The sequence below is a fragment of the Geodermatophilus sp. SYSU D00708 genome, assembly GCF_054050115.1.
Genome location: NZ_JBJGYS010000020.1, coordinates 66,880 through 91,070, shown reverse-complemented (window position 1 = coordinate 91,070; position 24,191 = coordinate 66,880). Strand labels below are relative to the sequence as shown.

20 protein-coding genes and 1 tRNA gene are annotated in these 24,191 nt (G+C 72.6%); 12 read left to right on the top strand and 9 right to left on the bottom strand.

The genetic code is table 11. The annotated features are described in order from the left end of the window. The first annotated feature begins 96 nt into the window (after positions 1 to 96). The 5 genes from aroH to ACI79D_RS17145 all read left to right on the top strand — a co-directional run bounded on the left by aroH (position 97) and on the right by ACI79D_RS17145 (position 3,608). Positions 97 to 459: a chorismate mutase gene (gene aroH / locus ACI79D_RS17165; protein ID WP_456919656.1), complete on the top strand. Its 363-nt coding sequence runs from the start codon at positions 97 to 99 to the stop codon at positions 457 to 459. Beyond that, complete coding sequence (gene cmk / locus ACI79D_RS17160; RefSeq protein WP_456919655.1) at positions 456 to 1,145, top strand: (d)CMP kinase; 690 nt, start codon at positions 456 to 458, stop codon at positions 1,143 to 1,145. Before aroH ends, cmk begins: the two co-directional genes overlap by 4 nt. Continuing rightward, positions 1,142 to 2,491 (top strand): ribosome biogenesis GTPase Der, encoded by a 1,350-nt coding sequence (gene der / locus ACI79D_RS17155; protein ID WP_456919654.1) that lies wholly within the window; start codon positions 1,142 to 1,144, stop codon positions 2,489 to 2,491. Before cmk ends, der begins: the two co-directional genes overlap by 4 nt. Positions 2,492 to 2,570: 79 nt before the next feature. Then, complete coding sequence (locus ACI79D_RS17150) at positions 2,571 to 3,458, top strand: alpha/beta fold hydrolase (RefSeq protein ID WP_456919653.1); 888 nt, start codon at positions 2,571 to 2,573, stop codon at positions 3,456 to 3,458. A 76-nt stretch (positions 3,459 to 3,534) separates the two neighbouring features. Beyond that, positions 3,535 to 3,608: transfer RNA gene (locus ACI79D_RS17145), tRNA-Pro, on the top strand. Between the two features lie 208 nt (positions 3,609 to 3,816). Here ACI79D_RS17145 and ACI79D_RS17140 read toward each other — a convergent pair. From ACI79D_RS17140 to ACI79D_RS17130, 3 genes are all read right to left on the bottom strand, one after another. Then, on the bottom strand, positions 3,817 to 4,173 hold the full coding sequence (locus tag ACI79D_RS17140; protein ID WP_456919652.1) for a tyrosine-type recombinase/integrase: 357 nt from the start codon (positions 4,171 to 4,173) through the stop codon (positions 3,817 to 3,819). Between the two features lie 239 nt (positions 4,174 to 4,412). Continuing rightward, positions 4,413 to 5,249 carry a MoaF C-terminal domain-containing protein gene (locus tag ACI79D_RS17135; protein WP_456919651.1) on the bottom strand — a complete coding sequence of 279 codons (837 nt, stop codon included), beginning with the start codon at positions 5,247 to 5,249 and terminating at the stop codon, positions 4,413 to 4,415. Between the two features lie 24 nt (positions 5,250 to 5,273). Continuing rightward, a complete protein-coding gene (locus ACI79D_RS17130; RefSeq protein WP_456919650.1) occupies positions 5,274 to 6,044 on the bottom strand; it encodes an SDR family NAD(P)-dependent oxidoreductase in 771 nt (256 codons plus the stop codon). A 176-nt stretch (positions 6,045 to 6,220) separates the two neighbouring features. Between ACI79D_RS17130 and ACI79D_RS17125 the strand changes: the two genes are divergently transcribed. The 4 genes from ACI79D_RS17125 to ACI79D_RS17110 all read left to right on the top strand — a co-directional run bounded on the left by ACI79D_RS17125 (position 6,221) and on the right by ACI79D_RS17110 (position 11,504). Further along, positions 6,221 to 6,907 carry a TetR/AcrR family transcriptional regulator gene (locus tag ACI79D_RS17125; RefSeq protein WP_456919649.1) on the top strand — a complete coding sequence of 229 codons (687 nt, stop codon included), beginning with the start codon at positions 6,221 to 6,223 and terminating at the stop codon, positions 6,905 to 6,907. A gap of 510 nt (positions 6,908 to 7,417) precedes the next feature. Next, complete coding sequence (locus tag ACI79D_RS17120; RefSeq protein ID WP_456919648.1) at positions 7,418 to 8,917, top strand: APC family permease; 1,500 nt, start codon at positions 7,418 to 7,420, stop codon at positions 8,915 to 8,917. Next, positions 8,914 to 9,720, top strand: coding sequence for an SDR family NAD(P)-dependent oxidoreductase (locus tag ACI79D_RS17115; protein ID WP_456919647.1), 807 nt, complete (start codon positions 8,914 to 8,916; stop codon positions 9,718 to 9,720). The genes ACI79D_RS17120 and ACI79D_RS17115 overlap by 4 nt, the downstream gene beginning before the upstream one ends. 71 nt (positions 9,721 to 9,791) lie before the next feature. Next, positions 9,792 to 11,504: an FAD-dependent oxidoreductase gene (locus ACI79D_RS17110; protein WP_456919646.1), complete on the top strand. Its 1,713-nt coding sequence runs from the start codon at positions 9,792 to 9,794 to the stop codon at positions 11,502 to 11,504. A 1,433-nt stretch (positions 11,505 to 12,937) separates the two neighbouring features. On the opposite strand, the gene ACI79D_RS17105 is transcribed toward ACI79D_RS17110, so the two are convergent. Both ACI79D_RS17105 and ACI79D_RS17100 read right to left on the bottom strand, forming a co-directional pair. Beyond that, positions 12,938 to 13,237: an anti-sigma factor family protein gene (locus ACI79D_RS17105; protein WP_456919645.1), complete on the bottom strand. Its 300-nt coding sequence runs from the start codon at positions 13,235 to 13,237 to the stop codon at positions 12,938 to 12,940. A 186-nt stretch (positions 13,238 to 13,423) separates the two neighbouring features. Next, the gene (locus ACI79D_RS17100; RefSeq protein ID WP_456919644.1) at positions 13,424 to 15,253 is read right to left on the bottom strand and encodes a glycoside hydrolase family 15 protein; all 1,830 of its coding nucleotides are present in this window, start codon (positions 15,251 to 15,253) and stop codon (positions 13,424 to 13,426) included. A 116-nt stretch (positions 15,254 to 15,369) separates the two neighbouring features. Between ACI79D_RS17100 and ACI79D_RS17095 the strand changes: the two genes are divergently transcribed. Genes ACI79D_RS17095 through ACI79D_RS17085 form a run of 3 tightly spaced genes read left to right on the top strand, consistent with a single transcriptional unit; the run spans position 15,370 to position 19,829 of the window. Further along, entirely contained in the window at positions 15,370 to 16,770 is a 1,401-nt protein-coding gene (locus tag ACI79D_RS17095; RefSeq protein WP_456919643.1) for a dihydrolipoyl dehydrogenase family protein, read from the top strand. A 19-nt stretch (positions 16,771 to 16,789) separates the two neighbouring features. Beyond that, entirely contained in the window at positions 16,790 to 18,088 is a 1,299-nt protein-coding gene (locus ACI79D_RS17090; protein ID WP_456919642.1) for a cation:proton antiporter, read from the top strand. 16 nt (positions 18,089 to 18,104) lie between these two features. After that, positions 18,105 to 19,829, top strand: coding sequence for an MOSC domain-containing protein (locus ACI79D_RS17085; protein WP_456919641.1), 1,725 nt, complete (start codon positions 18,105 to 18,107; stop codon positions 19,827 to 19,829). 45 nt (positions 19,830 to 19,874) lie between these two features. On the opposite strand, the gene ACI79D_RS17080 is transcribed toward ACI79D_RS17085, so the two are convergent. Genes ACI79D_RS17080 through ACI79D_RS17065 form a run of 4 tightly spaced genes read right to left on the bottom strand, consistent with a single transcriptional unit; the run spans position 19,875 to position 23,950 of the window. Then, a complete protein-coding gene (locus tag ACI79D_RS17080) occupies positions 19,875 to 21,491 on the bottom strand; it encodes a GMC oxidoreductase (protein WP_456919640.1) in 1,617 nt (538 codons plus the stop codon). A gap of 34 nt (positions 21,492 to 21,525) precedes the next feature. After that, on the bottom strand, positions 21,526 to 22,458 hold the full coding sequence (locus tag ACI79D_RS17075; protein ID WP_456919639.1) for a cyclase family protein: 933 nt from the start codon (positions 22,456 to 22,458) through the stop codon (positions 21,526 to 21,528). Next, positions 22,455 to 23,276, bottom strand: coding sequence for a glucose 1-dehydrogenase (locus ACI79D_RS17070; protein ID WP_456919638.1), 822 nt, complete (start codon positions 23,274 to 23,276; stop codon positions 22,455 to 22,457). The genes ACI79D_RS17075 and ACI79D_RS17070 overlap by 4 nt, the downstream gene beginning before the upstream one ends. After that, positions 23,273 to 23,950, bottom strand: a complete 678-nt coding sequence (locus ACI79D_RS17065) for a hypothetical protein (RefSeq protein WP_456919637.1) — start codon at positions 23,948 to 23,950, stop codon at positions 23,273 to 23,275. The genes ACI79D_RS17070 and ACI79D_RS17065 overlap by 4 nt, the downstream gene beginning before the upstream one ends. Between the last annotated feature and the right edge of the window lie 241 nt (positions 23,951 to 24,191).

Here is a 24,191-nt window from a genome sequence, read left to right as displayed (position 1 = left end):
CCCCGGGCGCGGCCGGAGGGTGCTGGCGGGCGCTACCTAGACTCGACCGAGGGGCGCGGCGACCCGCGCCCTCCTGGTCGAACGAGGAGAGTGGTAGTGGCCGTCCGAGCCATCCGTGGCGCGACCCAGGTGGACGCCGACAAACGGGAGCTGGTCCTCGACGCGACCCGCGAGCTGGTCTCCACCGTGATGGAGCGCAACCAGCTGCAGCACGACGACGTGATCAGCATCCTGTTCACCGCCACCCCCGACCTGGTCTCGGAGTTCCCGGCGCTGGCCGCCCGCGAGCTCGGGTTCGGCGACGTCCCGCTGATGTGCGCCACCGAGATCGACGTCCCGCACGCACTGCCGCGGGTGCTGCGGCTGATGGCCCACGTGGAGACCGCCCGGCCGCGCGCGGAGATCCAGCACGTGTACCTGCGGGGTGCGGTGGCGCTGCGACGGGACATCGCCCAGTGACCGCCGACTTCCGGGGGCAGATCACCCTCGACGGGCCGTCGGGGACGGGGAAGTCCAGCGTCGCCCGGGCGGTGGCGACCCGGCTGGGCGCGAACTACCTCGACACCGGGGCGATGTACCGTGCCGCGACCGTCGCCGTCCTGGACGCCGGGATCGACCCCGAGGACGCCGAGGCCGTGGCCGCCGTCGTCGCCAGGGCCAAGATCGAGGTCGGGACGGCGGCCGACACCGAGCTGGTGCAGGTCGACGGCGTGGACGTCGCCGTCCGGATCCGCGGCGCGGAGGTGACCCGCGCGGTGTCGGCGGTCTCGGCGGTGCCCTCCGTGCGCCGCCGGCTGGTCGACCAGCAGCGCGCGCTGGTGGCGTCGGCCGACGCCGTCGTCGTGGAGGGCCGCGACATCGGCACCGTCGTCCTGCCGGACGCGACGCTGAAGGTGTACCTGACCGCCGCGCCCGAGGCCCGCGCCCAGCGCCGCGCCGCCCAGCTGGGCCTCACCACCGCCGACGAGATCGCCGCGCTCGCCGCCGACCTGCGCCGCCGGGACGAGTACGACAGCAGCCGGGAGGACAGCCCGCTGCGGCCGGCCGCCGACGCGGTCGTCGTCGACAGCACGCACCTCGACCGCGAGGGCGTCGTCGACCGCGTGGTGGAGCTGGCCCACTCCGCGCTGGGGGCGCGACGGTGACCGTCGAGGGGAACGGCGCCCCGCTGCCGGTCGTGGCGATCGTCGGGCGGCCCAACGTCGGCAAGTCGACGCTGGTCAACCGCATCCTGGGCCGCCGCGCCGCGGTGGTGCAGGACGTGCCCGGCGTCACCCGCGACCGCATCTCCTACGAGGCGCTGTGGAACGGCAAGCGCTTCACCGTCGTCGACACCGGTGGGTGGGACCCGAAGGCCGCCGGCCTGGGCGCGTCGATCAGCCGCCAGGCCGAGTACGCGATGAAGACCGCCGACGTCATCGTCTTCGTCGTCGACAGCTCGGTGGGCGCCACCGACACCGACCTGTCCGCGGCCCGCATCCTGCGCCGCAGCGACCGTCCGGTGATCGTCGTGGCGAACAAGGTGGACGACGAGCGCAGCGAGGCCAACGCCGCCGAGCTGTGGTCGCTGGGCCTCGGGGAACCGCAGCCGGTCAGCGCGCTGCACGGCCGGGGCAGCGGCGACCTGCTCGACCTCGTGCTCGACGCGCTGCCCGAGGCGCCGCGCGAGCAACTGGACGAGGGCGGGCCGCGCCGCGTGGCGCTGGTGGGCCGGCCCAACGTCGGCAAGTCGAGCCTGCTCAACCGGCTGGCCAAGGAGGAGCGCTCGGTCGTCGACTCGGTGGCCGGCACCACCGTGGACCCGGTGGACTCGATCATCACGCTCGGCGGCGAGGAGTGGCGGTTCGTCGACACCGCGGGCCTGCGCCGCAAGGTCAACACCGCCAGCGGCATGGAGTACTACGCCAGCCTGCGGACCGAGGCCGCCATCCAGGCCGCCGAGGTCGCCGTCGTCCTGCTCGCCGCCGACGAGGTGATCAGCGAGCAGGACCAGCGGGTGATCAGCCAGGTGGTCGACGCCGGCCGCGCGCTGGTGCTGGCGATCAACAAGTGGGACACCCTCGACGAGGACCGCCACGGCCAGCTGGAGCGGGAGATCGAGCGCGACCTGGCCCGGGTGAAGTGGGCGTCGCGGGTCAACATCTCCGCCGCCACCGGGCGCGGGGTCAACAAGCTCGCCCAGCACCTGCGTGAGGCCCTGGCCTCCTGGGAGACCCGCGTGCCGACCGCGGAGCTCAACACCTACGTGCGGGCGCTGGTGCAGGAGACGCCGCCGCCGGCGCGGAGCGGCCGCGCGCCGAAGATCAAGTACGTGACGCAGGCCGACGTCCGGCCGCCGCGGTTCGTGGTCTTCTCCACCGGCTTCCTCGAGGCCGGCTATCGGCGGTTCCTGGAGCGCAAGCTGCGCGAGCGGTTCGGCTTCCACGGCACCCCGATCGAGATCTCGGTGAAGGTGCGCGAGGGCCGGGGGAGCGAGCGGCCGAAGCGCTGAGCCCGGCGCCGATGAGTCCGGCCTCCGGCGGCGGTCTGAGGGACGACAGTCCCCTCGCAGCCCACCCCGGAGGCCGGCCATGACCACAGCTCAGACGCACACCCTGGACGTCCCGGGTGCCGTGCTCACCTACGACGTCCGCCCCGGCCCCGGCCCCGGGCCGGTGCTGCTGATGGTCGGGTCCCCGATGGGGGCGGCCGGGTTCGGCACGCTGGCCGGGTACTTCACCGACCGCACGGTCGTCACGTACGACCCGCGAGGTGTGGAGCGCAGCCGGCGCACGGACGGCGCGGACCGGTCCACGCCCGAGGAGCACGCCGATGACCTGTCCCGGCTGATCACCGCGCTGGACGCCGGGCCGGTCGACGTCTTCGGCAGCAGCGGGGGAGCGGTCAACGCGCTGGTGCTGGTGGCCCGGCACCCGGAGCAGGTCCGCACCCTCGTGGCGCACGAGCCGCCGGCGATCGCGGCCCTGCCGGACGGGGAGACGGCGCTGGCCGCGACGCGTCACGTGGAGGACGTCTACCGGCGCAGCGGCTTCGGCGCGGGGATGGCGGAGTTCATCCGGCTGGTGGGTCACCGCGGGCCGGTGCCGGGGGACTGGGCGGCCACGCCCGCGGACCCGGCGGCGTTCGGCCTGCCCACCGAGGACGACGGCTCGCGGGACGACGTGCTGCTCGGGCAGAACCTGATCAGCTGCACCACCCACGAGCACGACTTCGCCGCCCTGCGCGCGGCGTCCACGCGGATCCTGCTGGCGGTCGGCGCCGGGTCCGAGGGCCAGCTGGCCCGCCGGGGCGGGGAGGCCGTCGCCGAGCGGATCGGGGTGGAGCCGGTCGAGTTCCCCGGCGACCACGGCGGCTTCCTGGGCGGCGAGTACGGCCAGACCGGGGAGCCGGAGGCGTTCGCGGCCGCGCTGCGCCGGGTCCTGACCGACGCGGACGCCCCGGTCGCGGCGCGCGGCTGACCTCCGGGTCAGGGCGCGGGAGCGGTGCGGTAACCTACCTCCTGCAGCGATCGGGCGGCGCGAGCCGCCCGACGCTCGGGCTGTAGCGCAGCTTGGTAGCGCACTTGACTGGGGGTCAAGGGGTCGCAGGTTCAAATCCTGTCAGCCCGACAGCGGGAAACCGCAGCTCAGGGGCCGTGTCCGGAGAGATCCGGAACGGCCCCTGACCGCTTTTCCGAGGCGGTTTGACCACCATCAGACGACCCTGAGTTCGCCACGGCGGGCTGCTGCGATTGCCGGGTCGAGGCCGCGGGCGCTGTTCCTGACGGGTTCGGCAGTCACGGTGGGTGACGGCTGCTCGGTGTGGTTGCGCGGTGAGTTACCGGTCGAAGGCGTCGCCGAGGGTGTCCATCGCCTGGCGGGCGACGTCGGGGGAGACGTGGCCGTAGATGTCGCCGGTGATCGCGATCGACGAGTGGCCGAGGATGTCCGACACCACCTTGAGCGGCACACCCCTCGTGAGCATCACGCTGGCCGCCGAGTGCCGGAGGGTGTGCAGCCCGGCGTGCGGGAGGCCGGCCTTCGTCGCGGCGGCGCGCAGGGCGCGGAAGGCGTTGCGGGGATCGCAGGGCTCCCCGAACTCGGTGGTGAAGACGTATCCCGTCTGCCCGGGCCCCGACGGAGGTCGTCGGATCCCGGGCGCCGGAGCGCATGGCGTCACGACACGGGCGTCCATGCCATGTCGGTGGAGACGGTCTCGTGACGGTGGCGATGCGGTCGACAGCAGGCATCTCGACGGCCTTCGCGTTGGCCGCCTGGGCTTGCTCGACGCTGTCGTAGACCAGACGTCGGTCTCCACGAGCCGTCCTGGTTCTTTCCGATGACCGGTACGGCGACGGGTCAGGGATGATGTCGACGGCGCCACGGCCGGCGTGCGGCTGGTGCGGCCGCAGCGCCGACTCGTGAGGGGAGCCGTCAGGCGGGGCGCGGGCGGCTCTCGTCCACCCCGGGCACCCGGCCGAAGTCCTGCGCGTAGGCCCCCATCGTCAGGTTCACCAGATCGCCGCTCTGCTGATCGAGGCCGAACTGGATGCCCACGGTGCGCAGGGCGGCCAGGTCGATGAGCACCATGCCCTCGACGCCGACGTTCTTCTCCAGCCAGGAGAACAGATAGGTCTCGTCCCGCAGCTTCCAGTACGTGGCGCTGTCGGTGTCCCCGACGCCGAGCTCGGCGCCGCCGAGGCACAGCCACGTGAACAGGTTCTCGTTGAGGTAGACGTGGTCGTAGACGTCGTCGCTGCTGTAGGCGTACCGGACTCGGTGGCCGATCAGCTCGGTCGTTCGCTCGTGCGCACCGTTGCCAGTGGCGTCGGTTCCGGCGAGCTGCCCCTGGAACCAGCGCTGACGAGCCAGGTGAGGCTCCGGCTGGAGGCCGAGTTCGCCGACGGCGCCGGTGGCCTGGCCGCTGTCGGTGTCGAGCGCCATGGTGACGACGACCGGGTGGTCCTCACCGCTGCGTCGGTAGTGCAGGAAGAACAGGCCCGGTTGCATCTCGAACAGCTCGTAGGTCTCGGACCCCTCGCGTGTCCCGGCGCCGTCCTGCACCGTCCATCGCAGGGTCTCGGCCTCGAACTCGTGGATCAGCGTGAAGTCCGTGCCAGCCTCGCCCGGAACGCGGCATCGCAGTTCCAGACGTCGGCCCGCGAGCGCAGCGGACAGCGGTGGGCGGTACTCGTCGAATCCGTCGGCCATCTCGGTCAACGACGCCCAGTCGTCCTTCGCCCAGCTGAACGTGGGGGTGGTGGTGGTCATGTCAGGTCCTCCATGTGGATTCGGTCAGGGGGTGTCGAAGTCGAACGGGGGCAGCGCGGAGCGGGCGACGTAGCCGAAGTCGGAGACGATCGGTGACCCGTTGATCGGCGCGCTGACGGGCGAGGCGAGGAAGGCGGCGTGCGCCGCGATCTGCTCGGGCTGCATCACAGGCAGGTTGGCCGCCGCAAAGCCCTGCGGGCGGCCGAGGTCTGCGCGGGACATCGGGGTGTCCACAACGCCTGGACACAGGCAGTTGACGCGGATGCCAGGGTGATCGACGGACAACGCCCGGGTGAGCTGGAGGACCGCGCCCTTCGAGGTGCAGTAGGGCGTCATGCCCTCGAACCCGACGAGAGCCGAGTCCGACGCAATGAAGACCATGGTCCCGACGTCACTTCCGGCCAGCAGGGGAATGCTGTGCTTGGCGACGAGGAAGTTGCCCTTGACGTTGACGGCCATCACCCGGTCCCAGTCCCGCTCGGACACATCGGCCGCAAGGGTCCCGACCGGACCGGAGACGCCTGCGCAGCCGAGCACGGTGTCCAGCCGGCCGAAGGAGTCGACGGTCAGAGCCACCGCGTCGGCCACCTCGGCCTCGACGGTGACGTCCGCCTGGACGAACTCGACGGGGAGCCCCCGCCGCCGAAGCCCGTCGACGGCGGTCTTGCCGTTGGGGCTGCGGTCGAGGACGGCCACGCGGGCGCCCTCGGCGAGCAGGGCGTCGACGCAGGCGCGCCCAATGCCCGAGGCGCCGCCCGTGACGAGCGCGACGCGGTTCGTCAGGTGTAGGTCCACGGGGACTCCTGTCGAGGGAATGCGGCTGAGGCCGGTCGAGATCCACTGGTGAGCGCGGCCGAACGAGACGGTCCCGCCGACATGGACTCCGAACGTTCCGGGCGGGAGTGACCGCTGGCACACGATGCACGAAGTTCCCAGAACTGGTCAAGTGGACAGCGAGATTGTGCCAGGGCATGCTCGGTCGATGTCGGGGACGTCCTCGTGGTCGTGGGAGGCTCGTCGCAGCCAGCTGCGGACCTGTGGCATCACCGAACTGGAACTTCGTCGCCGGGAGCTACGCCATGACTGTCGCCAGGACCTCGCCCCACCGGGAGGGACCTCGGTACGGCGAGGGGCGGACCGCGCTACTGGCCGCCGCAGTGCATGTGGGTGCGACCCAGGGGCTGCGTCACCTGACGTACCGATCGGTGGCGGCGGAGGCAGGCGTGGCCCACGGGCTCGTCGCGCACCACTTCGGTACGCGGGACGCTCTGATCGAAGAGGCCCTGCAGTACTCCCTCGAGCACGGCGTGGCCTCGCTCAGCTCGGCCCCCGGAAGTGGTGACGTCGAGGCGCTGTTCGTGGGCGTCCAGACGTGGTTCGAGCAGGAAACCGACGACGCGGTGTTCCAGTACGAGCTCATCCTCGAATCGCGCCGGCGACCGGCCCTCCGCCCCCACGTAGAGCGCCTCTACCAGGCGTATCGGGAGGCTTTGCGCACCGAGCTGCAAGCCTGTGGTCTGCCCGACGATCCGGACCTGGTACATCTGGTTTTCGCGGCGCTCGATGGGCTGGTCTTCCAGCAGGTCTGCCTCGGTGAGACTGTGGCGACCGAAGGAGCCCTCGAGCGGCTGCGTGGGCTGCTCGGCCGCCTGCGCTGAGAACGCACTGCGCCGCCGGTCGCGGCAGGCCGCACGCCCATCTCTCCACCGGCTGACGCCGAACGGTGCCGGCCCGCCCTCGCCCCGTGCGTCGAGGCGGCGCGCCTGTGCGACCGCCACCCCTCGCCCGTTCGACTGTCGATCGTGGCGCTCGCCGGTGGCATCCGCTCGCGGGTCGGCCCCTCTGCCCTCGTGACGAGACGGTCGCAGCAACCTCGAATGCGCAACTGGATCCGCTGGTGCGGACCGGCCCGACTGGACGCGTCGACGCGCGTGGACCGCGGTCGCAAGAAACTGGGGCTGTCCACTTGACCAGTGCGCGTGTGACGGGCACCATTCTGTGCCATCGCTCACTGTCCAACTGGCCAGTTTCCCGCAGGAGAGTCGCCGGCGACTAGCGCGCCGACTCTTCCGGCCGCGCCGCGATCCGCTCAACCCCAACGAACCACCCACCCGCCTCTGCGCCCACCACGACCCGTCAGGGGCGAGCCTCTGCAGGAAGGACCCCCGATGGTCAACACCGGTTCCTCTGAAAGGCCGAGCGAGCCCCTCGTCCCTGGCGGACACGGCCACGGCCCGGCCGGGGGCACCGCGCTCGCCGAGGGCAGCGGGCTGCGCCGCAACCGGCTGGGGGTGTTCGGCGTGGCGTTCTTCGTGATCGCGGCCGTCGCCCCCATGGCAGCGATCGTCGGCGGTTCTCCCGTCGTCTTCGCCACCGTGGGGGCGGGCACCCCCGCGGTGTTCCTCCTGGCTGCGCTGCTCTTCGCTGTCTTCAGCGTGGGCTACGTGACGATGAGCCGGCACATCACCAACGCCGGCGGATTCGTGGCCTACATCGCCCGCGGCCTCGGCGCTCGTGCGGGCGCCGCTGCTGCTGGGGTGACCGTCCTGTGCTACGTGTCGCTGCTGTGCGGGTTGTTGAGCCAGTACGGCGTCTTCGCGGAGCAGCTGCTGTCCGTCCGCCTCGGGCTCAACATCCCCCGCGAGATCATCCTGCTGCTCTCCATCATCCTGGTGACCGCCCTGACGGCGCGCGGAGTGGACATGAGCCTGCGCGTTCTGGGTGTGCTGGTGACCATCGAGGTGCTCACCTTCGTGGTTCTGGACCTGGCGATCCTCGGTGACGGCGGCGGCGCCTCGGGGGCGTCCCTGGCGGGGTTCGACCCCGGCAACGTCTTCAATGCCGGGCTCGGCGTGGCGTTCCTGTTCGCCTTCGCGTGCTTCACCGGCTTCGAGGCGACCGTGGTCTTCTCCGAAGAAGCCAAGACCCCACGCCGCACCATCCCGCGGGCCGCCTACCTGTCCATCGCCTTCATCGGGATCTTCTACGCCTTCACCACCTGGTGCCTGTCGAACGCGGCCGGGCTCGACGCGGTCCAGCAGCAGGCCGGCGACAAGCTCGCCGCCGGCACCTTCGTTCCCGACCTGGCCGGCGAGTACGTGGGCGGCTGGTTCGTCACCCTGCTCGACGTCTTGGTCGTGACCAGCTTCCTGGCGATGCTCATCGGCTTCGCGAACATGTTCGCCCGCTACCTCTTCGCCCTCGGCCGCGCCGGAGTCCTCCCCGCGTCTCTCGCACGTACTACCGCACGCAACGGCACGCCGGCCGTGGCTGCCATCGCCATCGGCGTGATGGAGATTCTCGTGCTGACCGGGTTCGAGCTCGCCGGCGCCGATCCGATCGGCATCACCTTCTTCTGGCTGCTGGCGCTGGGCACCGTCGCGTTGATCGCCGTCCTCGTCCTCACCTGCGTGGCCATGCTCGCGTTCTTCTCTCGCACCGAGGTGGAGGAGGGCGCCTGGCGGACGAAGGTCGCACCGGCCATCGCCCTGATCGGCTTCGCCACCGTGCTGTACCTGGCGATTGCCAACTACGACATCCTGGGCGGCACCGGTGCGGGAAAGTGGCTACTGCTGGGCATCCCGGTGTGCGCCGCTGCCGGGTGGGCGCGGGCGACGGTCAAGCGCTCCGTGGACTTCTCCACGGACCTGTCAAGCGGCACCCCGTGAGCGTCGTCGTCGTGACGGGCGCGGGCTCCGGGATCGGCGCTGCCGTCACCGAGGCCCTCACCTCCCGCGGCGATCAGGTGGTGGCCTGCGGGCGCCGGTCGGGCCCGCTGCACGAGGTCGCCGCTCGCACCGGTGCCCGAGCGCTGCCCGGTGACGTGGCCACCCCCGAGGGTGCCGCGGCGGCCGTCGCCGCCGCGCAGGAGTGGTTCGGCGGCCTGGACGCCCTCGTCCTCAACGCCGGTGTGGCGTACCTGGGCACCGTCGGCTCGACGACGGTGGAGGAATGGGAGGAAACGCTGCGGATCAACCTCACCGCGCCGTTCCTCATGGTCTGCGCCGCCGTCGGCGCGCTGGTTGCGAGTCGCGGGGCGGTCGTCACTGTCGGCTCGGTCGCCGGGCTGCGAGGGGCCCCCGCCTACGTCGCCTACGGAGCCAGCAAGGCCGGGCTGCACATGTTCACCCAGGACCTCGCGGTCGACCTCGGGCCGCGTGGCGTGCGCGTCAACTGCGTGGCTCCGGGATGGGTCCGCACCGAGATGGCGGACCAGGAGATGGCCGATTTCGGCGGCCCGCTCGGCCTCGACCTCGAGCAGACGTACGCGCGTGTCACCGCCGCCGTTCCCCAGCGGCGCGCCGCCGCACCCGGCGAGATCGCCGACGCCATCGCCTGGCTGCTGTCCCCGGCCGCCTCCTACGTGCATGGCGCCGTGCTGCCCGTCGACGGCGGCAGCACCGCCATGGACGCCGGCAGCCTCGCCTTCCTTCCGGACGCGACTCTTCCGACCACGGAGGGAGCGGCATGACCACCACCTCGCCAACGAGGCCGGGCGACGAACCATCGGGCGATCGACCCACCGGCCCAAGAAAGGCCGTGATGGACACGCAGTTGGACGTCATCGTCGTGGGCGCCGGATTCGCTGGGCTGGTCGCCGCCCGGGAGCTGGGTGCGGCTGGTCACCGGGTGACCGTGCTGGAGGCCCGGGACCGCATCGGCGGCCGGGCGTGGACCGACCACCGCCTCGGCCACCAGCTGGAGATGGGTGGCACCTGGGCGCACTGGCTCCAGCCGCACGTCTGGGCCGAGATCACCCGCTACCGGCTGAAGATCGTGCGCAGCCCGATCCCCGAGCATGCCTACTGGATCGCTGACGGCAAGCTCGTCGAGGGTTCGCCCGAGGAGCTCGCCGAGCGCGGCGCCCGGGCGCACGAGGCCGTCGTCGCCGGCTCAGCCACCTACTTCCCGCAGCCCCACGACGTCCTCGCCATCCTGGACGCCGCGGACGAGGACGGGGGCAAGCGTCGCGAGGAGTTCCTCGCCCTCGATCAGCAGCCCCTCATCGAGCGTCTCCGCGAGGCGGGTCTGAGCCAGGAGGAGATCGATCTCGCCGACGCCTTCTGGACGGCGTGCTTCAACGGCAGCTCGCAGACCGGCTCGGCCACAATGGCGCTGCGCTGGTTCGCCCTCGCCGGCAACGACTTCGCCCTGCTCAACGACACGACGCTGGCCTACAAGCTCGTCGACGGGATGCGTGGGCTGTACGAGCGGATTGCCGCCGACGTCCGCGGGACCGTCGCCCTCGGCACCCAGGTGCAGGCGATCAGCTACCGCGAGGACGGCGCTCGGGTCCGGACTACCGACGGGGAGGTCCTGGCCGCCGACGCCGTCATCGTCACCGCACCGGTCAACGCGCTGCGCGGCATCACCTTCGACCCGCCGCTGCCCGCTGCCGAGGCCGAGTTCGTCGAGACCGGCCTCAACTCCACCGGCACCAAGATCTGGGCCAGAATCCGCGGGCACCGCTCCTTCCTCGCCCAGGCGCCCTCCGGCCACCCGCTGAACTTCGCCTGGCCGGAGTACTACCTCGAGGACGGCACCAGCATCATCGTCGGCTTCGGGCCCGACGCCGACGCGTTCGACGGCAACGACGCCGACGCCGTCCAGGAGATCCTGCGCGGCTGGATCCCCGACATCGAGGTCGTCGAGTCCGTCACCCACGACTGGGTCGCCGATCCGCTGAGCCGGGAGACCTGGGCCACCTTCCGCACCGGCCAGCTGACTGGTGGATGGGCGCAGCTGCGCCGTCCGCACGGGCGGCTGTTGTTTGCCGGCGGCGACTACGCCGACGGCTGGGCCGGCTTCGTCGACGGCGCCATCCAGAGCGGTCTCGACGCGGCGGCCACGGTCCGTTCCTGGGCCGACCCGACCGGCACCCCCACCCCGGAGAACGAGGAGAAGGACATGACCACCAGCACCGTTCCGCAGGCCACCGTCACCCCCGAGACCTGGGAGCCGTTCGTCGTCCAGGGCCAGGAGCTCGGCGAGGTCCACTGGCTGGTGCAGAGCCAGCGCGCCCAGGGCGTGCTGGCCGCGGGCATCTGGCGGATCGGCCCCGAGGAGGGCGCCGAGCTGCCCTACGCGGTGGCCGGCAGCGAGACCATCCACGTCCTCGAAGGCGAGGCGGAGCTGGAGACCCCGACGGGGGAGAAGATCCGGCTCACCCCAGGCGACGTGGTGTCACTTCCCGACGGCTTCACCGCTACCTGGCGGACTCTGTCGCCGTTCAAGAAGTTCTTCGTAGTCGCCTGACCATCGGTCAGCGGCGGGGGCGAAACCCGTCACGGCAAGGGCCGTGGCGGTAGTCGGCAGCTACTCGCCCGCGCGCCGAGGCGTATCCGTCACCGCGACCGTCCACACCGGCTGTGCGGGGAGTCAGCCGTTCCGGCTTCCGCCAGGCGCTGGAGGGCGAACTGGAAGCCGCCAGCATCCGTGCCGGCTCAGGTGGCGCGTACTGCGGCTGGTCCTGGCGGCGATGATGGGCCTCTGTGCCGCCTTGCACCTGGTCGCGGCTTCGGGCGCTCCAGCAGGATCGGGCGCGCACGTCCTCCTGATGCTGGCCATGGCGATGACGTGCCTTCCCTGCGCGACGCACCTCGTCCTGGGACCCTCGCGTCGGACGTGGGTGCACGCGGGCGTGCTTGCCGTCGGCACACCGGGTGCTGGTGCCCTCGTCTATGCCTGCCGGCCACGACCATTGCGGCTCAGCGTGGTCGGCGGTCGCGCTCGTGAGCGTGGTCGCCCCCGCAGTGACGCTGTGTCTGGCGGTGGTCGGCGCGGCAGCGCAGCGCTGGGCCGTTGGTACCGGCTCTCGCTGAGCGGCTCGGTTGACAGCTCCGGCCGGTGGCGCGTCACGCTCGGCGACTGGCGGTGCGGCGGTGCGAGAGGGTTGTCCGGACAGGTCCGTGCGGCCGTTTTGACCACCATTGCGCCCTGTCCGGGGCGGTTCGGTGCGGCTCGCCGTCGTTCCGTATGCCAGTTGGACTGCGCAGATGGACTTCTGTGAACGGCCGCGGACCCGCTGCCGTCGGCTGGGGGTCAAGAGGTCGCAGGTTCAGATCCTGTCAGCCCGACAGAGCGCACAAAGGGCCGTTCCGGAGAGATCCGGAACGGCCCGTGACCGCTTCCTGGAGCGGTTCGACCACCATCTGGTCACCCTGAGTCGGTCATGACCTGTCGGTCCGGTCATCGGATGTCGACGGTCGGACTGGAGGGCGGCTCCTCGCTGTCGCTCCGACCTGCTATCACCAGGACCGCCACGCGCACGTGTCCCGCCTCATGCCGTACTGCTGGCCCGCGGTGGCACATGGTGTCGCCTGCCGGGACTGATCCCAGCCGCGAGTCCCAGAAGGGGCTGTCCATCGAACTGGGAGGCCCGAACCGCAGCGCGGCTCCGCAGGCGCGTCTTCGGGGACGCGTTCGGGTATCCCTCGGGCAGATGGTTCTCGATCGCCTCGCTCGGTGGCGCGTCGACGGACGGGCGGTGCTGCCGATCCATGGGAACGTAGGTGATGTAGTCCGCCGGGTCGTAGGTGTTCATGATCGACTCCCGTTGCTCGTTGCTGCTCGTCATGAGCACACCGGTGAGCGCTTGGACGCGGCCGTCGCGATTGTCGGGATCCAGCCGGCTGGCACCTGAACCGGCGCGTGTCGCCGAGCGGAGGGGGTCCGCCTGTCCTGCGCCGTTACGGGTTCTCGCCGTGGGTGTCCTCGTGCAGGGTCGTGAAGACCTCGAGCAGTCGTTTCCGCGCGGGCTCGGGCAGCGTGGGGGTGGGCAGGCTCCGGAGCGCGGCAGCGGTGCGGCGGATCTGCTCGAGGTAGGTGCGGCACGGCTCGCACAGCTCGAGGTGCGCGGCGATGGCGTTCTCGACGTCCTGGGGAAGGGTCTGCTCGAGATGTTCCGTGACCAGTTCGACGAACTCCTGGCAGGCGATCTCCAGGACGTCCTGATCGGCGGTGGGTCGTGACGCCGGAGGTTCAGCCACGGTGCTCTCCTTCCCCCGTGACGCCGCAGCACACGCGCTCCGACCTCTCGCGGCCGTCGTCCGGCGGATCCGTGGCGGCGCCCGTCTCGAGGTGCGGTCCCATCCCGGCGTCGACGAGAGCGGGGGTCGACCCGCGGCTGCCCGGCACGCGGGGCAGCCCGCGGAGCCCATCGGCGTCGATCGTTCTCATCGTGAACCCCGCTGGGCTTGGTCGATCGCCCATGCCGCGTTCACCAGACCGATGTGGCTGAACGCCTGCGGCACGTTGCCGAGCTGCTCGCCGGTGACCGCGTCGACCTCCTCCGCCAGGAGGCCGAGGTCGTTGACGTACGAGGCGGCCCGCCCGAAGGCCTCGCGCGCGCGTTCCACCTGGCCGGCGAGCGCGAGGGCCTGGGCCAGCCAGAAGGTGCAGAGCAGGAAAGTGCCCTCCTCCCCGGCGAGGCCGTCGACGCCCTCCTCGGTGCGGTACCGGTAGACCAGACCCCGCTCGTCGGTCAGCCGGTCGGCGATGGCGTCGATCGTGGCCAGCATGCGGGGGTCGTCGGCGGGGAGGAACCCGACGATCGACAGCATCAGGTTGGAGGCGTCCAGCGCGGTGGACCCGAAGTACTGGGTGAACGCGCCGGCCTCCTCGTTCCAGCCCTGCTCCAGCACGGCGTCGGAGATCTCCTCGCGGACCTTCGCCCACTCGTCGACGCGGTGCTCGCAGCGCAGCTGCGGGGCCAGCGCGATCGCCCGGTCGAGGGCCACCCAGCACATGACCTTGGAGTACAGGAAGTGCTGCGGCTCGCCGCGCACCTCCCAGATGCCCTGGTCCTTGTCCCGCCAGCGGACGGCGGCGGTGTCGGCGCACGCGGCGAGGAACCACCGCGTCTCGTCGTCCAGCGCGGGCAGCTGGTCGGCCAGGCGAGCCGCCGCTCCCAGCAACTCCCCGTAGACGTCGACCTGGCGCTGGTTCCACGCGCCGTTGCCCACCCGCACCGGCCGGCTGTCGCGCCAGCCGCGGAGGTGGTCGAGGGTCCGCTCGCTGAGGTCGTGCTCGCCCCCCACGCCGAACATGATCTGCAGCGACATGTCGGGGCCGATGCCCCCCGCGCCCGCGGTCGTCATGAACCCGAAGAAGTCCTCAGCCTCGTCCGGGCAGGCCGCCACCCACAGCGCCTCCATCGTGAAGCTGGCGTCGCGCACCCAGGCGTAGCGGTAGTCCCAGTTCCGCTCGGCGCCCACGCCCTCGGGCAGGGACGTCGTGCCGGCGGCGACCACGGCGCCGCTGGGCTGGTACGACAGCCCCTGCAGCACCCGGCCGCTCATGTGCACGAGGTCGGCCCACGGCCCGTCGTAGGCCTGGTGCAGGTCGCACCAGGACTCCCATGACGACAGAGTCCGGTCCAGGAGGTCGGCCAGCTCCTGCTGGGGCCAGACGTGCGCGGACACCGCGTCGCCGAGGGTGCTCCGCTGCAGCGCCAGGTGGACGACGTCGCCCGCCCGCAGGTGCAGCCGCGCCCGAGCCCGCCCGTCCTCCAGCGCCGCCTCGCCGGGCAGCGTGAGCACCAGCCAGTCCGCCCCGCCCCGAGCGGCGACCCCGCCGTCCACGTGCGAGAGCAGCGGCACGATCAAGCCGTACTCCGGCCGCGGCCGGTAGTCGACCAGCACGTCCACCTCGCCCGAGGTGCAGACGAGCCGGCGCACCAGGACGTGCGGGACGTCGCTGCCCAGCCGGTGCCCCTCGTTGTCCGGGCCGAGGCCCAGCGCGTCGGTGAGCTCCAGCTCGCCCTCCGCCGTCCGGAACGTGGTCTGGAGGGCCAGCGAGCGGCCGGCGTAGCGGCGGGTCGCCGTCCACTCCGCCGCCGGCTGCACCGACCAGTGGCCGGCGTCGTCGTCGAGCAGCGCGGCGAACACCGACGGGCCGTCGAACCGCGGGAAGCACAGCCAGACGACGGTGCCCGCGCGGTCGACCAGGGCGCAGGAGTGCCGGTCGGACAGGAAGGCGTGGTCGGCGATCGGCGTGCAGCTCATGGGGATCTCCCGGAGGTCAGCGGGTCTCGTTCCTGTGGTCCCGCCGATCGGCCGCCCGTTACGCGTAACGCCGGACGGCCGACGGCGGACGACGGCAGCGAGTCCGAGGAGGCCCGATGTCCGAGATCCAGCCCACCCAGCTCGAGGTCGACGTCGTCGTGATCGGGGGCGGTCCCGCGGGGGAGGTCGTCGCGGGCCGCTGCGCCGACCGCGGCCTGGAGACCGTGCTGGTCGAGCAGGAGCTGATCGGTGGGGAGTGCTCCTACTGGGGGTGCATCCCGAGCAAGACGCTGCTCCGGCCCGGGGAGGCGCTCGCGTCGGCCGCGCGGGTGCCCGGCGCCGCCGCGGCCGTCACCGGTGTGGTGGACGTGACGGCCGCCCTCGCCCGCCGCGACTACATGACCTCCCACTGGATGGACGCCGGTCAGGAGCGCTGGCTGGCCGACCACGGCGTCCGGCTGCTGCGGGGCATCGGCCGGCTCGCCGGCGTTCGCAAGGTGAAGGTGGACGGTGGCCGGCAGGTGACGGCCCGCCGGGCCGTCGTGCTGGCCACGGGCAGCAGCGCCGCCGTGCCGCCGGTGCCGGGGCTGGCAGAGGTGCGCCCGTGGGACAACCGCGCCGCCACGGCGGCGAAGGAGGTGCCGAGGCGGCTGCTCGTGCTCGGCGGCGGGGCCGTCGGGCTGGAGCTCGCGCAGGCGTTCCACCGGCTCGGCGCCGCGGAGGTGACCGTGGTCGAGGGCGGCCCGAGACTGCTGCCCCGCGAGGAGCCCTTCGCCGGCGAGCAGGTCCGGGCGGCGTTCCAACGGGAGGGCATCACGGTCCGGGTGGGCACCCGGCTGACCTCCGTCCGACGGGACGGCACCGACGGGCCGGTGCGCGCAACGCTCAGCACCGGCCAGGAGGTGACCGCCGACGAGGTCCTCGTGGCCACTGGTCGCCGCCCGCGCACCGACGACCTCGGGCTGGGCAGCGTGGGGCTGAAGCCCGGGCGGCCGGTGAAGGTCAACGACCGGCTCCGCGCCACCGGGGTCCCCGGCGGTTGGCTGTACGCCGTGGGGGACTGCACCGGGCTGGCGCCGCTGACCCACATGGGGAAGTACCAGGCGCGGATCGCAGCCGACGTCATCACCGGCCGGGACGCCCGCGACCGGGCCAGCCTGGACATCGTGACACGGGTGACCTTCACCGATCCGCAGGTGTGCGCGGTCGGCCTCACCGTGGCCGAGGCCCAGCAGCGCCGGATCGCAGTCCGGGTCCTCGACGTCGGCACCGGTGACGTCCCCGGCTCGTACGTGCTCGGCGACGGCCTCGAGGGCACGACACGGCTCGTCGTCGACGAGGCGTCCGATGTGCTGGTGGGCGCGACGATCACCGGCAGCGGCGTCCAGGAGTTGCTGCACTCGGCCGCCGTCGCGGTCGCCGGCCGACTGCCGTTGAGCGAGCTGCGGCACGCCGTCCCGGCCTTTCCCACCGTCGCCGAGGTCTGGTTGCACGCCCTCGAAGCGGCCGGTCTCTGACCTTCTCCGGAGGCTCGCGGTGCCCGACGTCTCGTTCACGAACCTGCTCGTCGTCGCCGGCGTCGCGGCGGCGGTGCCGTTGGCGCTCGGCTGGGCGCCGAGGCTGCGCGTCCCCTCGGTGGTCCTGGAGATCGTCGCCGGCGTGCTGCTCGGCCCGTCGGTCCTCGGCTGGGTCGAGGTCGACGTCCCCGTGGAGGTGCTGGCCCTGTTCGGGCTGGCCTTCCTGCTGATGCTCGCCGGGCTGGAGATCGACCTGCGCGGGCTGCGCGGCCGGCTGCTGGCCGTCACCTCCCTCGGCTATGCAGTCGGCCTCGTGCTCGCCGTCCTCGTGGGCCTGGGAGCGCAGGCCGCCGGGTGGACGTCGGCCCCGCTCTTCCTGGCCATCGCGCTCACGGCGACGTCGCTCGGGCTGGTCGTCCCGGTGCTCAAGGACGCCGGCCGCGCCCGGGACGGCGTCGGGCAGACGGTCATAGCGGCGGCATCGGTGGCCGACTTCGCCGCCATCGTGCTGCTCTCCCTGGTCTTCTCCATGTCGGGCGGCGGCCCCGGGACGACGGCGGCCTTCCTCGCCGCGTTCGGCGTCCTCGTCCTGCTCCTCGCGCTGTGCGTCGGCCGGGCGCGGATGTCGATGCGGCTGGGCGACGTGCTGGTGCGGCTGCAGGACACCACGGCCGAGATCCGTGTCCGGCTGGTGGTGCTGCTGCTGGTCGCCTTCGTCGCCCTGGCCGAGCGGCTGGGCCTCGAGACGATCCTCGGTGCCTTCCTCGCGGGCGCGCTGGTGGGGCTGGTCGACAGGGACTCCGCCACCCATCCCCGGTTCCGCGCGAAGCTCGACGCCATCGGCTACGGGTTCGTGATCCCGGTGTTCTTCGTGGCCAGCGGGGTGCGACTGGACCTGCGCGGTCTGCTCGAGGACCCGACGGCCCTCCTGCAGGTGCCGGTCTTCCTGCTCGCGCTGCTCGTCGTCCGCGGCCTCCCGGCGGTGCTGTACCGCCGTTCCCTGGGATCGGCCGGGTCCCTGGCCGCTGGATTGCTGCAGGCCACCTCCCTGCCGTTCTTGGTCACGGCCGCGCAGATCGGCCTGGAGTCCGGTCGGCTGTCCGCCACCACGGCCGCGGCGCTGGTCTTCGCCGGGTTGCTGTCGGTGCTGCTGTTCCCTGCCGCGGCGCTCGGCGTCCTGGGCCGGCGGCCGGCGGCCGGAGTGCCCGAGCCGCGCCACCCCCGCGGCCACGAGACAGGCAGACCCGAGCCCGCCGAGAGCGCCGACACGGTCGATGCCCGGCGGGCGCCGGATGGCTCGGGAAAGGGGCGTCCATGACCGTCCGGAGGCGGCGATGACCCCGTCCGGCCGTCTGCGTGCGGTGTCCGTCGGCCGGCCCCGGACGGTCGCCTGGCGTGGGGGGCAGGTCCGGACCTCGATCTGGAAGGCCCCCGTGGTCGGCCGCCGGTGGGTGCGCAGGCTCAACGTGGACGGGGACGCGCAAGCCGATCTCGTCGGCCACGGCGGCGAGCACCGCGCCGTCTTCGTCTACCAGTGGGAGTCCTACGCCTACTGGGAGCGCCACCTCGGCCGCTCGCTGCCCGACCCCGGCACCTTCGGCGAGAACTTCACCGTCGAGGGGATGGCCGACGACGAGATCTGCGTCGGCGACCGGCTGGCGATCAGCGGCGCGGTCTTCGAGGTCACCCAGCCGCGGGTCACCTGTCACAAGGTGGGCATCCGCCTCGGAGAGCCGCGGATGCCGGCGCTGCTCACCGCTCACGGTCGCCCCGGCTTCTACCTCCGCGTGCTGCGGGAGGGCCGGGTCGGGGCCGGCGACCGGATCCACGTCATCCACCGCGATCCCGCCGGCCTCACCGTCCGTCGCGTCTCCCAGTTGCTCTACACGGCCGCTCGCGACGAGGCGTCGCTGCGCTCCGCGCTGGCCGTCCCGGCGCTGGCCGAGGGCTGGAAGTGGTCGTTCCGGCAGCTGCTCGCTGCCGGTGACCGGCCCGGCAACCCGGGCTTGGCGCCGCCGGCCGCCAGCGAGCCCGCGTATCCGGGGTTCCGCCCGTTCACCGTCACCCGCGTGGTGCGCGAGTCGACGCACGTCGTCTCGGTCCACCTGGCGCCCCGGGACGGCGGCGCGGCGCCCTCCTGGCTGCCCGGCCAGTACGTCCCTCTGCGCCTGGAGGATGCCGACGGGTCGGTGGTCCGCAGCTACTCGCTCTCCGCGCCGGCGGGTCCTGAGCTGCGGATCTCGGTCAAGCGGGAGGGCCGGGGGAGCGCTCTCGTGCACGCCCTCCCCGTCGGCGGAGCCGTCGAGGTCGCGGCCCCGAGGGGTGGCTTCGGCTTCGACCCGGCAGTCGCCGGACCGGCCGTGCTGATCAGCGCGGGCATCGGGGTGACGCCGCTGCTCTGCTGTCTGCTGGCCCAGGCCGTCAGCCATCCCGAGCGCTGGATCATCTGGGTGCACGTCGCCCGCTCACCGGCCGAGCACTCCCTCGCCGCGGAGGCCGAGGCCGCGCTGTCGGCCATGCCGGCGGCGGTGCGGCATCTCCGCTACACGGCCGCGGATGCAGCGGCGCGGGGCGACGCAGCCGGTCGGCTCTCCCTGGAGGCCCTGGCCGGCCTGGGCGTGGACGCCTCCTTCTCCGCGTACGTCTGCGGGCCGGACGGGTTCGCCGCCGGGGTGCGGCGGATGCTGGACGCCCTGGGGTTGCCGGCCGACGCCGTCCACGTCGAGTCGTTCGGTCCGGCGCCGGGCGAGGCCGGCACGACCGGCCGGCCCGCCCGCGCACCGACACCGCCTGCGGCCGGTGGACCCCCCGTCACCTTCGCCCGGGCGGGCGTCACCACGGCGTTCGATCCCTCGCGGTGGTCCAGCCTCCTCGAGCTCGCCGAGGCCTGTGAGCTGCCGGTGCGATGGTCCTGCCGCACCGGCGTCTGCCACAGCTGCGAGACCTCCCTGATCGACGGTTCCGTGGACTACGACCCCGAGCCGCTCGAGGCACCCGGCGGCGAGCTGGTGCTCATCTGCTGTGCTCGGCCGACGACCGCGGTCACCGTCGACCTGTGAGTGCTGCCGGGGCCCCTCGGACCCCGGCAGCACGCGGGCCGGCGGTCAGCGGGCCGGGCCCACCACCAGGTCGGGCCGCCGCGGCGCGGGTAGGAGCGTGTCCGCCACCGACGTCCGGACGCCCAGCCGGTCGGCGATCCCGTCGGCCACCCGCAGCGCGTTCGCGATGATCGTCAGGGTCGGGTTCACCGCGGTGCTGGAGACGAAGAAGCTCGAGTCGGCGACGTAGAGGTTGTCGACCTCGTGCATCCGGCAGTCGAGATCCAGCGGCGCCGTCGCCGGGTCGGGACCGAAGCGGATGGTGCCGTTCTGGTGCGCCACCCCGCCGATCCCCAGCTGGCCGCCGGCGTACTGCCGGTTCTCGTACACGTCCTGCTCGCAGCGGATCGAGTCGAGCAGTTGCTGCAGCCGCATCCGCAGGCGGGCCACCTCGGCGGCGTTGGTCCGGGTGTAGTGCAGCCGGATCCCGCCATCGCGGTCGACGGTCACCCGGTTCTCGTCGAGCGGCAGGTCCTCGGTGGTCAGCCAGAAGTCGATGGAGTGACGGGCCAGGTCGGCCGGGTCCCGCGCGTCGGGGACGTCGAAGCCGATGAGGACGGCGTCGCTCTTGCCGTTCATCTGGATCGAGCCGACCGGGTACTCCCACTCCGGGTCGAAGGGGTCGGACCAGTAGAAGTCGTTGACCCCGAGCGTCTTCTGGAACCGCGTCGGGTTGGGCGTCTTCGAGAATGCGACCAGGCCGGAGTTGTTGTGCAGCATCAGGTGCCGGCCGACGTGCCCGCTGCCGTTGCCGAGGCCGGCCGGGTGCCGGTCGCTGGCGGAGGCCAGCAGCAGGGCGGCGGAGTTGATGGCGCCGGCGGCCAGGACGACGACGTCGGCGGAGTACTCCTCCCGCTGCCCGTCGCGGTCGACGACCACCCGGCTCACGCTGCGCCCGGAGGGATCGGTCTCCAGCCGCACCACACGCGCGCGGGTCCGCAGCGTCACGTTGGGGTGCCGCAGCGCCGGCTCCACCGTCATGACCTGTGCGTCGGCCTTGCCGTTGACCAGGCACGGGAAACCGTCGCAGGTCGCGCACCGGATGCACGCCGACAGGTGGGGTTGCGCCTCGTCGAGCAGGATCCCGTTCGGCAGCGAGAACGGGTGCAGGCCGGCGGCGGTCAGGTCGGCGCGCAGCTGCGCGATCCGGGGCTCGTCGCTGATGGCCGGCCACGGGTAGGGGCCGTCCGAAGGTGGCTCGTCAGGGTCCTCGCCCCGGGTGCCGTGCACCTGGTAGAGCTGCTCCGCGCGGTCGTAGTACGGCGCGAGGTCGGCGTAGGAGATCGGCCAGGCGGGGGAGACGCCGTCCACGTGCCGCACGGCGCCGAAGTCGCGCTCCCGGAAGCGGTAGAGGATCGCGCCGTAGAACTTGGTGTTGCCGCCGACGTAGTAGTGCTGCTTGGGGGAGAACCGGCGGCCGTCGGCGCCGTCGGTCCACTGCCCGCTGTTGTGGTAGCGCTTGTCGGCCCAGAGCGCCTGCGGATCCCAGTTCTGGGTCTCCCGGGGGAGCCAGTCCCCCCGTTCGAGCAGCAGGATCTTCTTGCCGGTGGGGGCCAGGGCCCAGGTGACGGCGCCCCCGCCGGCTCCGGAGCCGATGACGATGACGTCGGCGTGCTCGGTCATGGTGTCTCTCCAGGAGGTCTCCGGTGGCGCGGTGTCAGGTGATCGCGAGCGGCGTCACCCACGCACCCGTGGCGCCGCGCAACTTGGCGTGGCTGACGACGAGCAGGAACTCGCGCAGCCCGGCCGCGGCGGCCTCGGCCAGCCGCAGGTTCTCCAGCACGACGACGCCGTGCCGGACGTTGAGGGTCTGCGGGACGACGAACGGCTCGGCCGGGTCCTCGGCCGGCACCGGGCCGTAGCTCCAGGTGTCGCAGCCGGTCAGCGCGACGCGGTGGGCGGCCAGCCACTCGGCCAGCTCCCGGCCGGGCCCGGGCTCGCCGGCGGAGTACCGGTCGTCGTCCACCCCCCACCAGCCGCCCCAGCCGGTGTGGAACACCACCCCGTCCCCGGGATGCAGCGACCGACCCTCCAGCGCGGTCTCCGCGTCGGCGACCGTGACGACCTCGCCCGGCTCCAGCCGGCCGACGCCGCGGACGGCGGCGATGTCGAGCAGCAGGCCACGGGTGACGATCTGCGGCAGGGTCTCGACGCCGAGCCGGTTGGTGCCCCAGTCCTCGGCGATGTCGGCCAGCCGGTGGCCGTTGTACGTCCGGTCGCCGGCCTGCAGGTGGTTGAGCGCGTCGAGGTGGGTGCCCATCTGCTGGGTGGCCGTGATCTGCTCGACGATCCAGTTCACCGAGTTCCGGCCCCAGCCCTCCGGGCTGCCGTCCGTTCGCCGACGGTTGACGAAGTGGGAGTTCGTCGTCAGGTACGACCGGAACGTGCGGCCCGGGAACGCGGGGACGTCGGCGTGCAGCACGTGAGCGAGGTCGAACACCCGGCCGCTTCGCACCAGCGAGACCGCGGCCAGGACGCCGGCCGGGGTGATCTCGTTGAGCGCTCCGGCCTCGTCGTCGGGTCCCCACCGGGACGGGAACCACCCCGCCGTCCGCTCGTCGACGGACGGCGGGTGCGAGAGCGCCGTCATTCCGAGGACCAGGTGGTCTCGAACGACGGGTAGAGGGTCAGCCCGCCGTCGACGAACAGCGTCTGACCGGTGATGTAGGCGGCCTCGTCCGAGCACAGGAACGCGGTGGCCGCCGCCATCTCCTCCGCCCCGCCGGCGCGGCGCATCGGGATGTGGCTCTCGACCATCCGCCGCTTGACCGGGTCGTCGATCCAGGACCGGTTGATCGGCGTGACCGTGGCGCCGGGACCGATGCCGTTGACCCGGATGCCGCGGCCGGCGTACTCCAGCGCGAGCGTGCGGGTGAGGTTCTGCATGCCGCCCTTGGAGACCGAGTAGCCGACGAACCGGGGCTTCGGGATCACCTGGTGGACGCTGGAGACGTTGACGATGCTGCCGCCGCTCCCCGGGGACAGCCAGGAGCGGATCGCCTGCTGGGCGCACAGGAACGCGCCGCGCAGGTTGACCGCGAGCACCCTGTCGAACGCGTCCACCGGGAGCTCGTCGCTGTCGGCGGCGATCTGGATCCCGGCGTTGTTGATCAGGAAGTCGATCCCGCCGTACTCGGCGTGCACCTGCTCGAACATCGCGGCCACCTGCTCCTCCTGGGAGACGTCGGCGGCGACGAGGATCGGGCGGGTGCCGGCAGCCGACATCTCCTTCATGCAGATCTCGACGCCGTGCTCGATGGCCTCCTTGGTCTCCTCGGCGCCCGCGGGCGGGCCGACGTAGTTGATGGCGACGTCGACGCCCTCCTCGCCCAGCCGGATGGCGATCGCCTGGCCGATTCCCGAGCTGCCGCCGGTGACCAGCGCCTTCTTGCCCCGCAGACCCTTCACATCCCGCTCCTGTCCTCGAGTACCTGTCGGCGTCCCTCCGAGAAGAAGGCGACGGCGTCGTCGGTCGTGACGATGTGGGGTGCGCCGGACGCGGCTCCGAAGGGGGCGTTCCAGAACGGGTCCGCGGACGGCGGTCCCTCGTGCGGCCCGACGTAGAGATACGGCTCCGGCATCGCCTCGTCCCCCAGGGAGGCGCCGTAGTTGACGGCGCCGGCGGCGACGCCGAGATCGAAGTGCTCGGGCCAGAGCACCGGCGTCATCGGCTCGCCGAGCTGCTCGGCGAAGCGGCGCAGCGCCGCGTCGCCGAGCGCGAGCCAGTCGGCGAGCCGGCGGGCGGCCGTCAGATCGACCGGCAGCTGCGCGTCGGGGTCGGCCGGCGTGGCCGGGGTGTAGCTGCCGCGCAGCCCGAGCTCCACGCCGGCGAACCGCGCGGCGCGACCCAAGGTGGTGAGCGGCTGGGAACGTCGCGTGTCCCCGCGGATCGCCAGCAGCTCGTCGCCCACGACGGCGAGCTGCCGGTCACCGAGCCCCACCGTGGTGGCGAAGCCCCCCGGACACGGCCGGAGCCGGATGGTGCCCTTCGCGGCGAACTGCCCCGCGGCGAGGACGTGCTCGGCCACCCGATGCCAGCTCGTCCGCGTGGCCGCCGAGACCCGCGGTGCGGTCATGGTCATGCTCCGGAGTCCTGCCCGTGCCCGGTTGCGTTACATCCGGATCCCGGGCTGTCCCGGGGCGCGTTCCGGCGATGGAGCCGCGCGACCCGGTGCTGGAGAGCTCTACCCCCGCTGGCGCGAGGGCTGCCAGGCTGGTCCCCGACCCGACGGAGGCGTCGCGAGCGGCGCGCACCGGGAGGGAGCGGGACGGGCCATGAGGCTCTCGTCGGTCGAGAGGTTGCCGGTGTCACCCGCGCAGGAG

Bases quoted from the DNA above. Each gene is read 5' to 3' on its own strand.
- ACI79D_RS17150 (WP_456919653.1), top strand. From the start codon at position 2,571: ATGACCACAGCTCAGACGCACACCCTGGACGTCCCGGGTGCCGTGCTC.
- ACI79D_RS17140 (WP_456919652.1), bottom strand. From the start codon at position 4,173: ATGGACGCCCGTGTCGTGACGCCATGCGCTCCGGCGCCCGGGATCCGA.
- ACI79D_RS17135 (WP_456919651.1), bottom strand. From the start codon at position 5,249: ATGACCACCACCACCCCCACGTTCAGCTGGGCGAAGGACGACTGGGCG.
- ACI79D_RS17125 (WP_456919649.1), top strand. From the start codon at position 6,221: ATGCTCGGTCGATGTCGGGGACGTCCTCGTGGTCGTGGGAGGCTCGTC.
- ACI79D_RS17120 (WP_456919648.1), top strand. From the start codon at position 7,418: ATGGTCAACACCGGTTCCTCTGAAAGGCCGAGCGAGCCCCTCGTCCCT.
- ACI79D_RS17110 (WP_456919646.1), top strand. From the start codon at position 9,792: ATGGACACGCAGTTGGACGTCATCGTCGTGGGCGCCGGATTCGCTGGG.
- ACI79D_RS17100 (WP_456919644.1), bottom strand. From the start codon at position 15,253: ATGAGCTGCACGCCGATCGCCGACCACGCCTTCCTGTCCGACCGGCAC.
- ACI79D_RS17095 (WP_456919643.1), top strand. From the start codon at position 15,370: ATGTCCGAGATCCAGCCCACCCAGCTCGAGGTCGACGTCGTCGTGATC.
- ACI79D_RS17085 (WP_456919641.1), top strand. From the start codon at position 18,105: ATGACCCCGTCCGGCCGTCTGCGTGCGGTGTCCGTCGGCCGGCCCCGG.
- ACI79D_RS17080 (WP_456919640.1), bottom strand. From the start codon at position 21,491: ATGACCGAGCACGCCGACGTCATCGTCATCGGCTCCGGAGCCGGCGGG.
- ACI79D_RS17075 (WP_456919639.1), bottom strand. From the start codon at position 22,458: ATGACGGCGCTCTCGCACCCGCCGTCCGTCGACGAGCGGACGGCGGGG.
- ACI79D_RS17065 (WP_456919637.1), bottom strand. From the start codon at position 23,950: ATGACCATGACCGCACCGCGGGTCTCGGCGGCCACGCGGACGAGCTGG.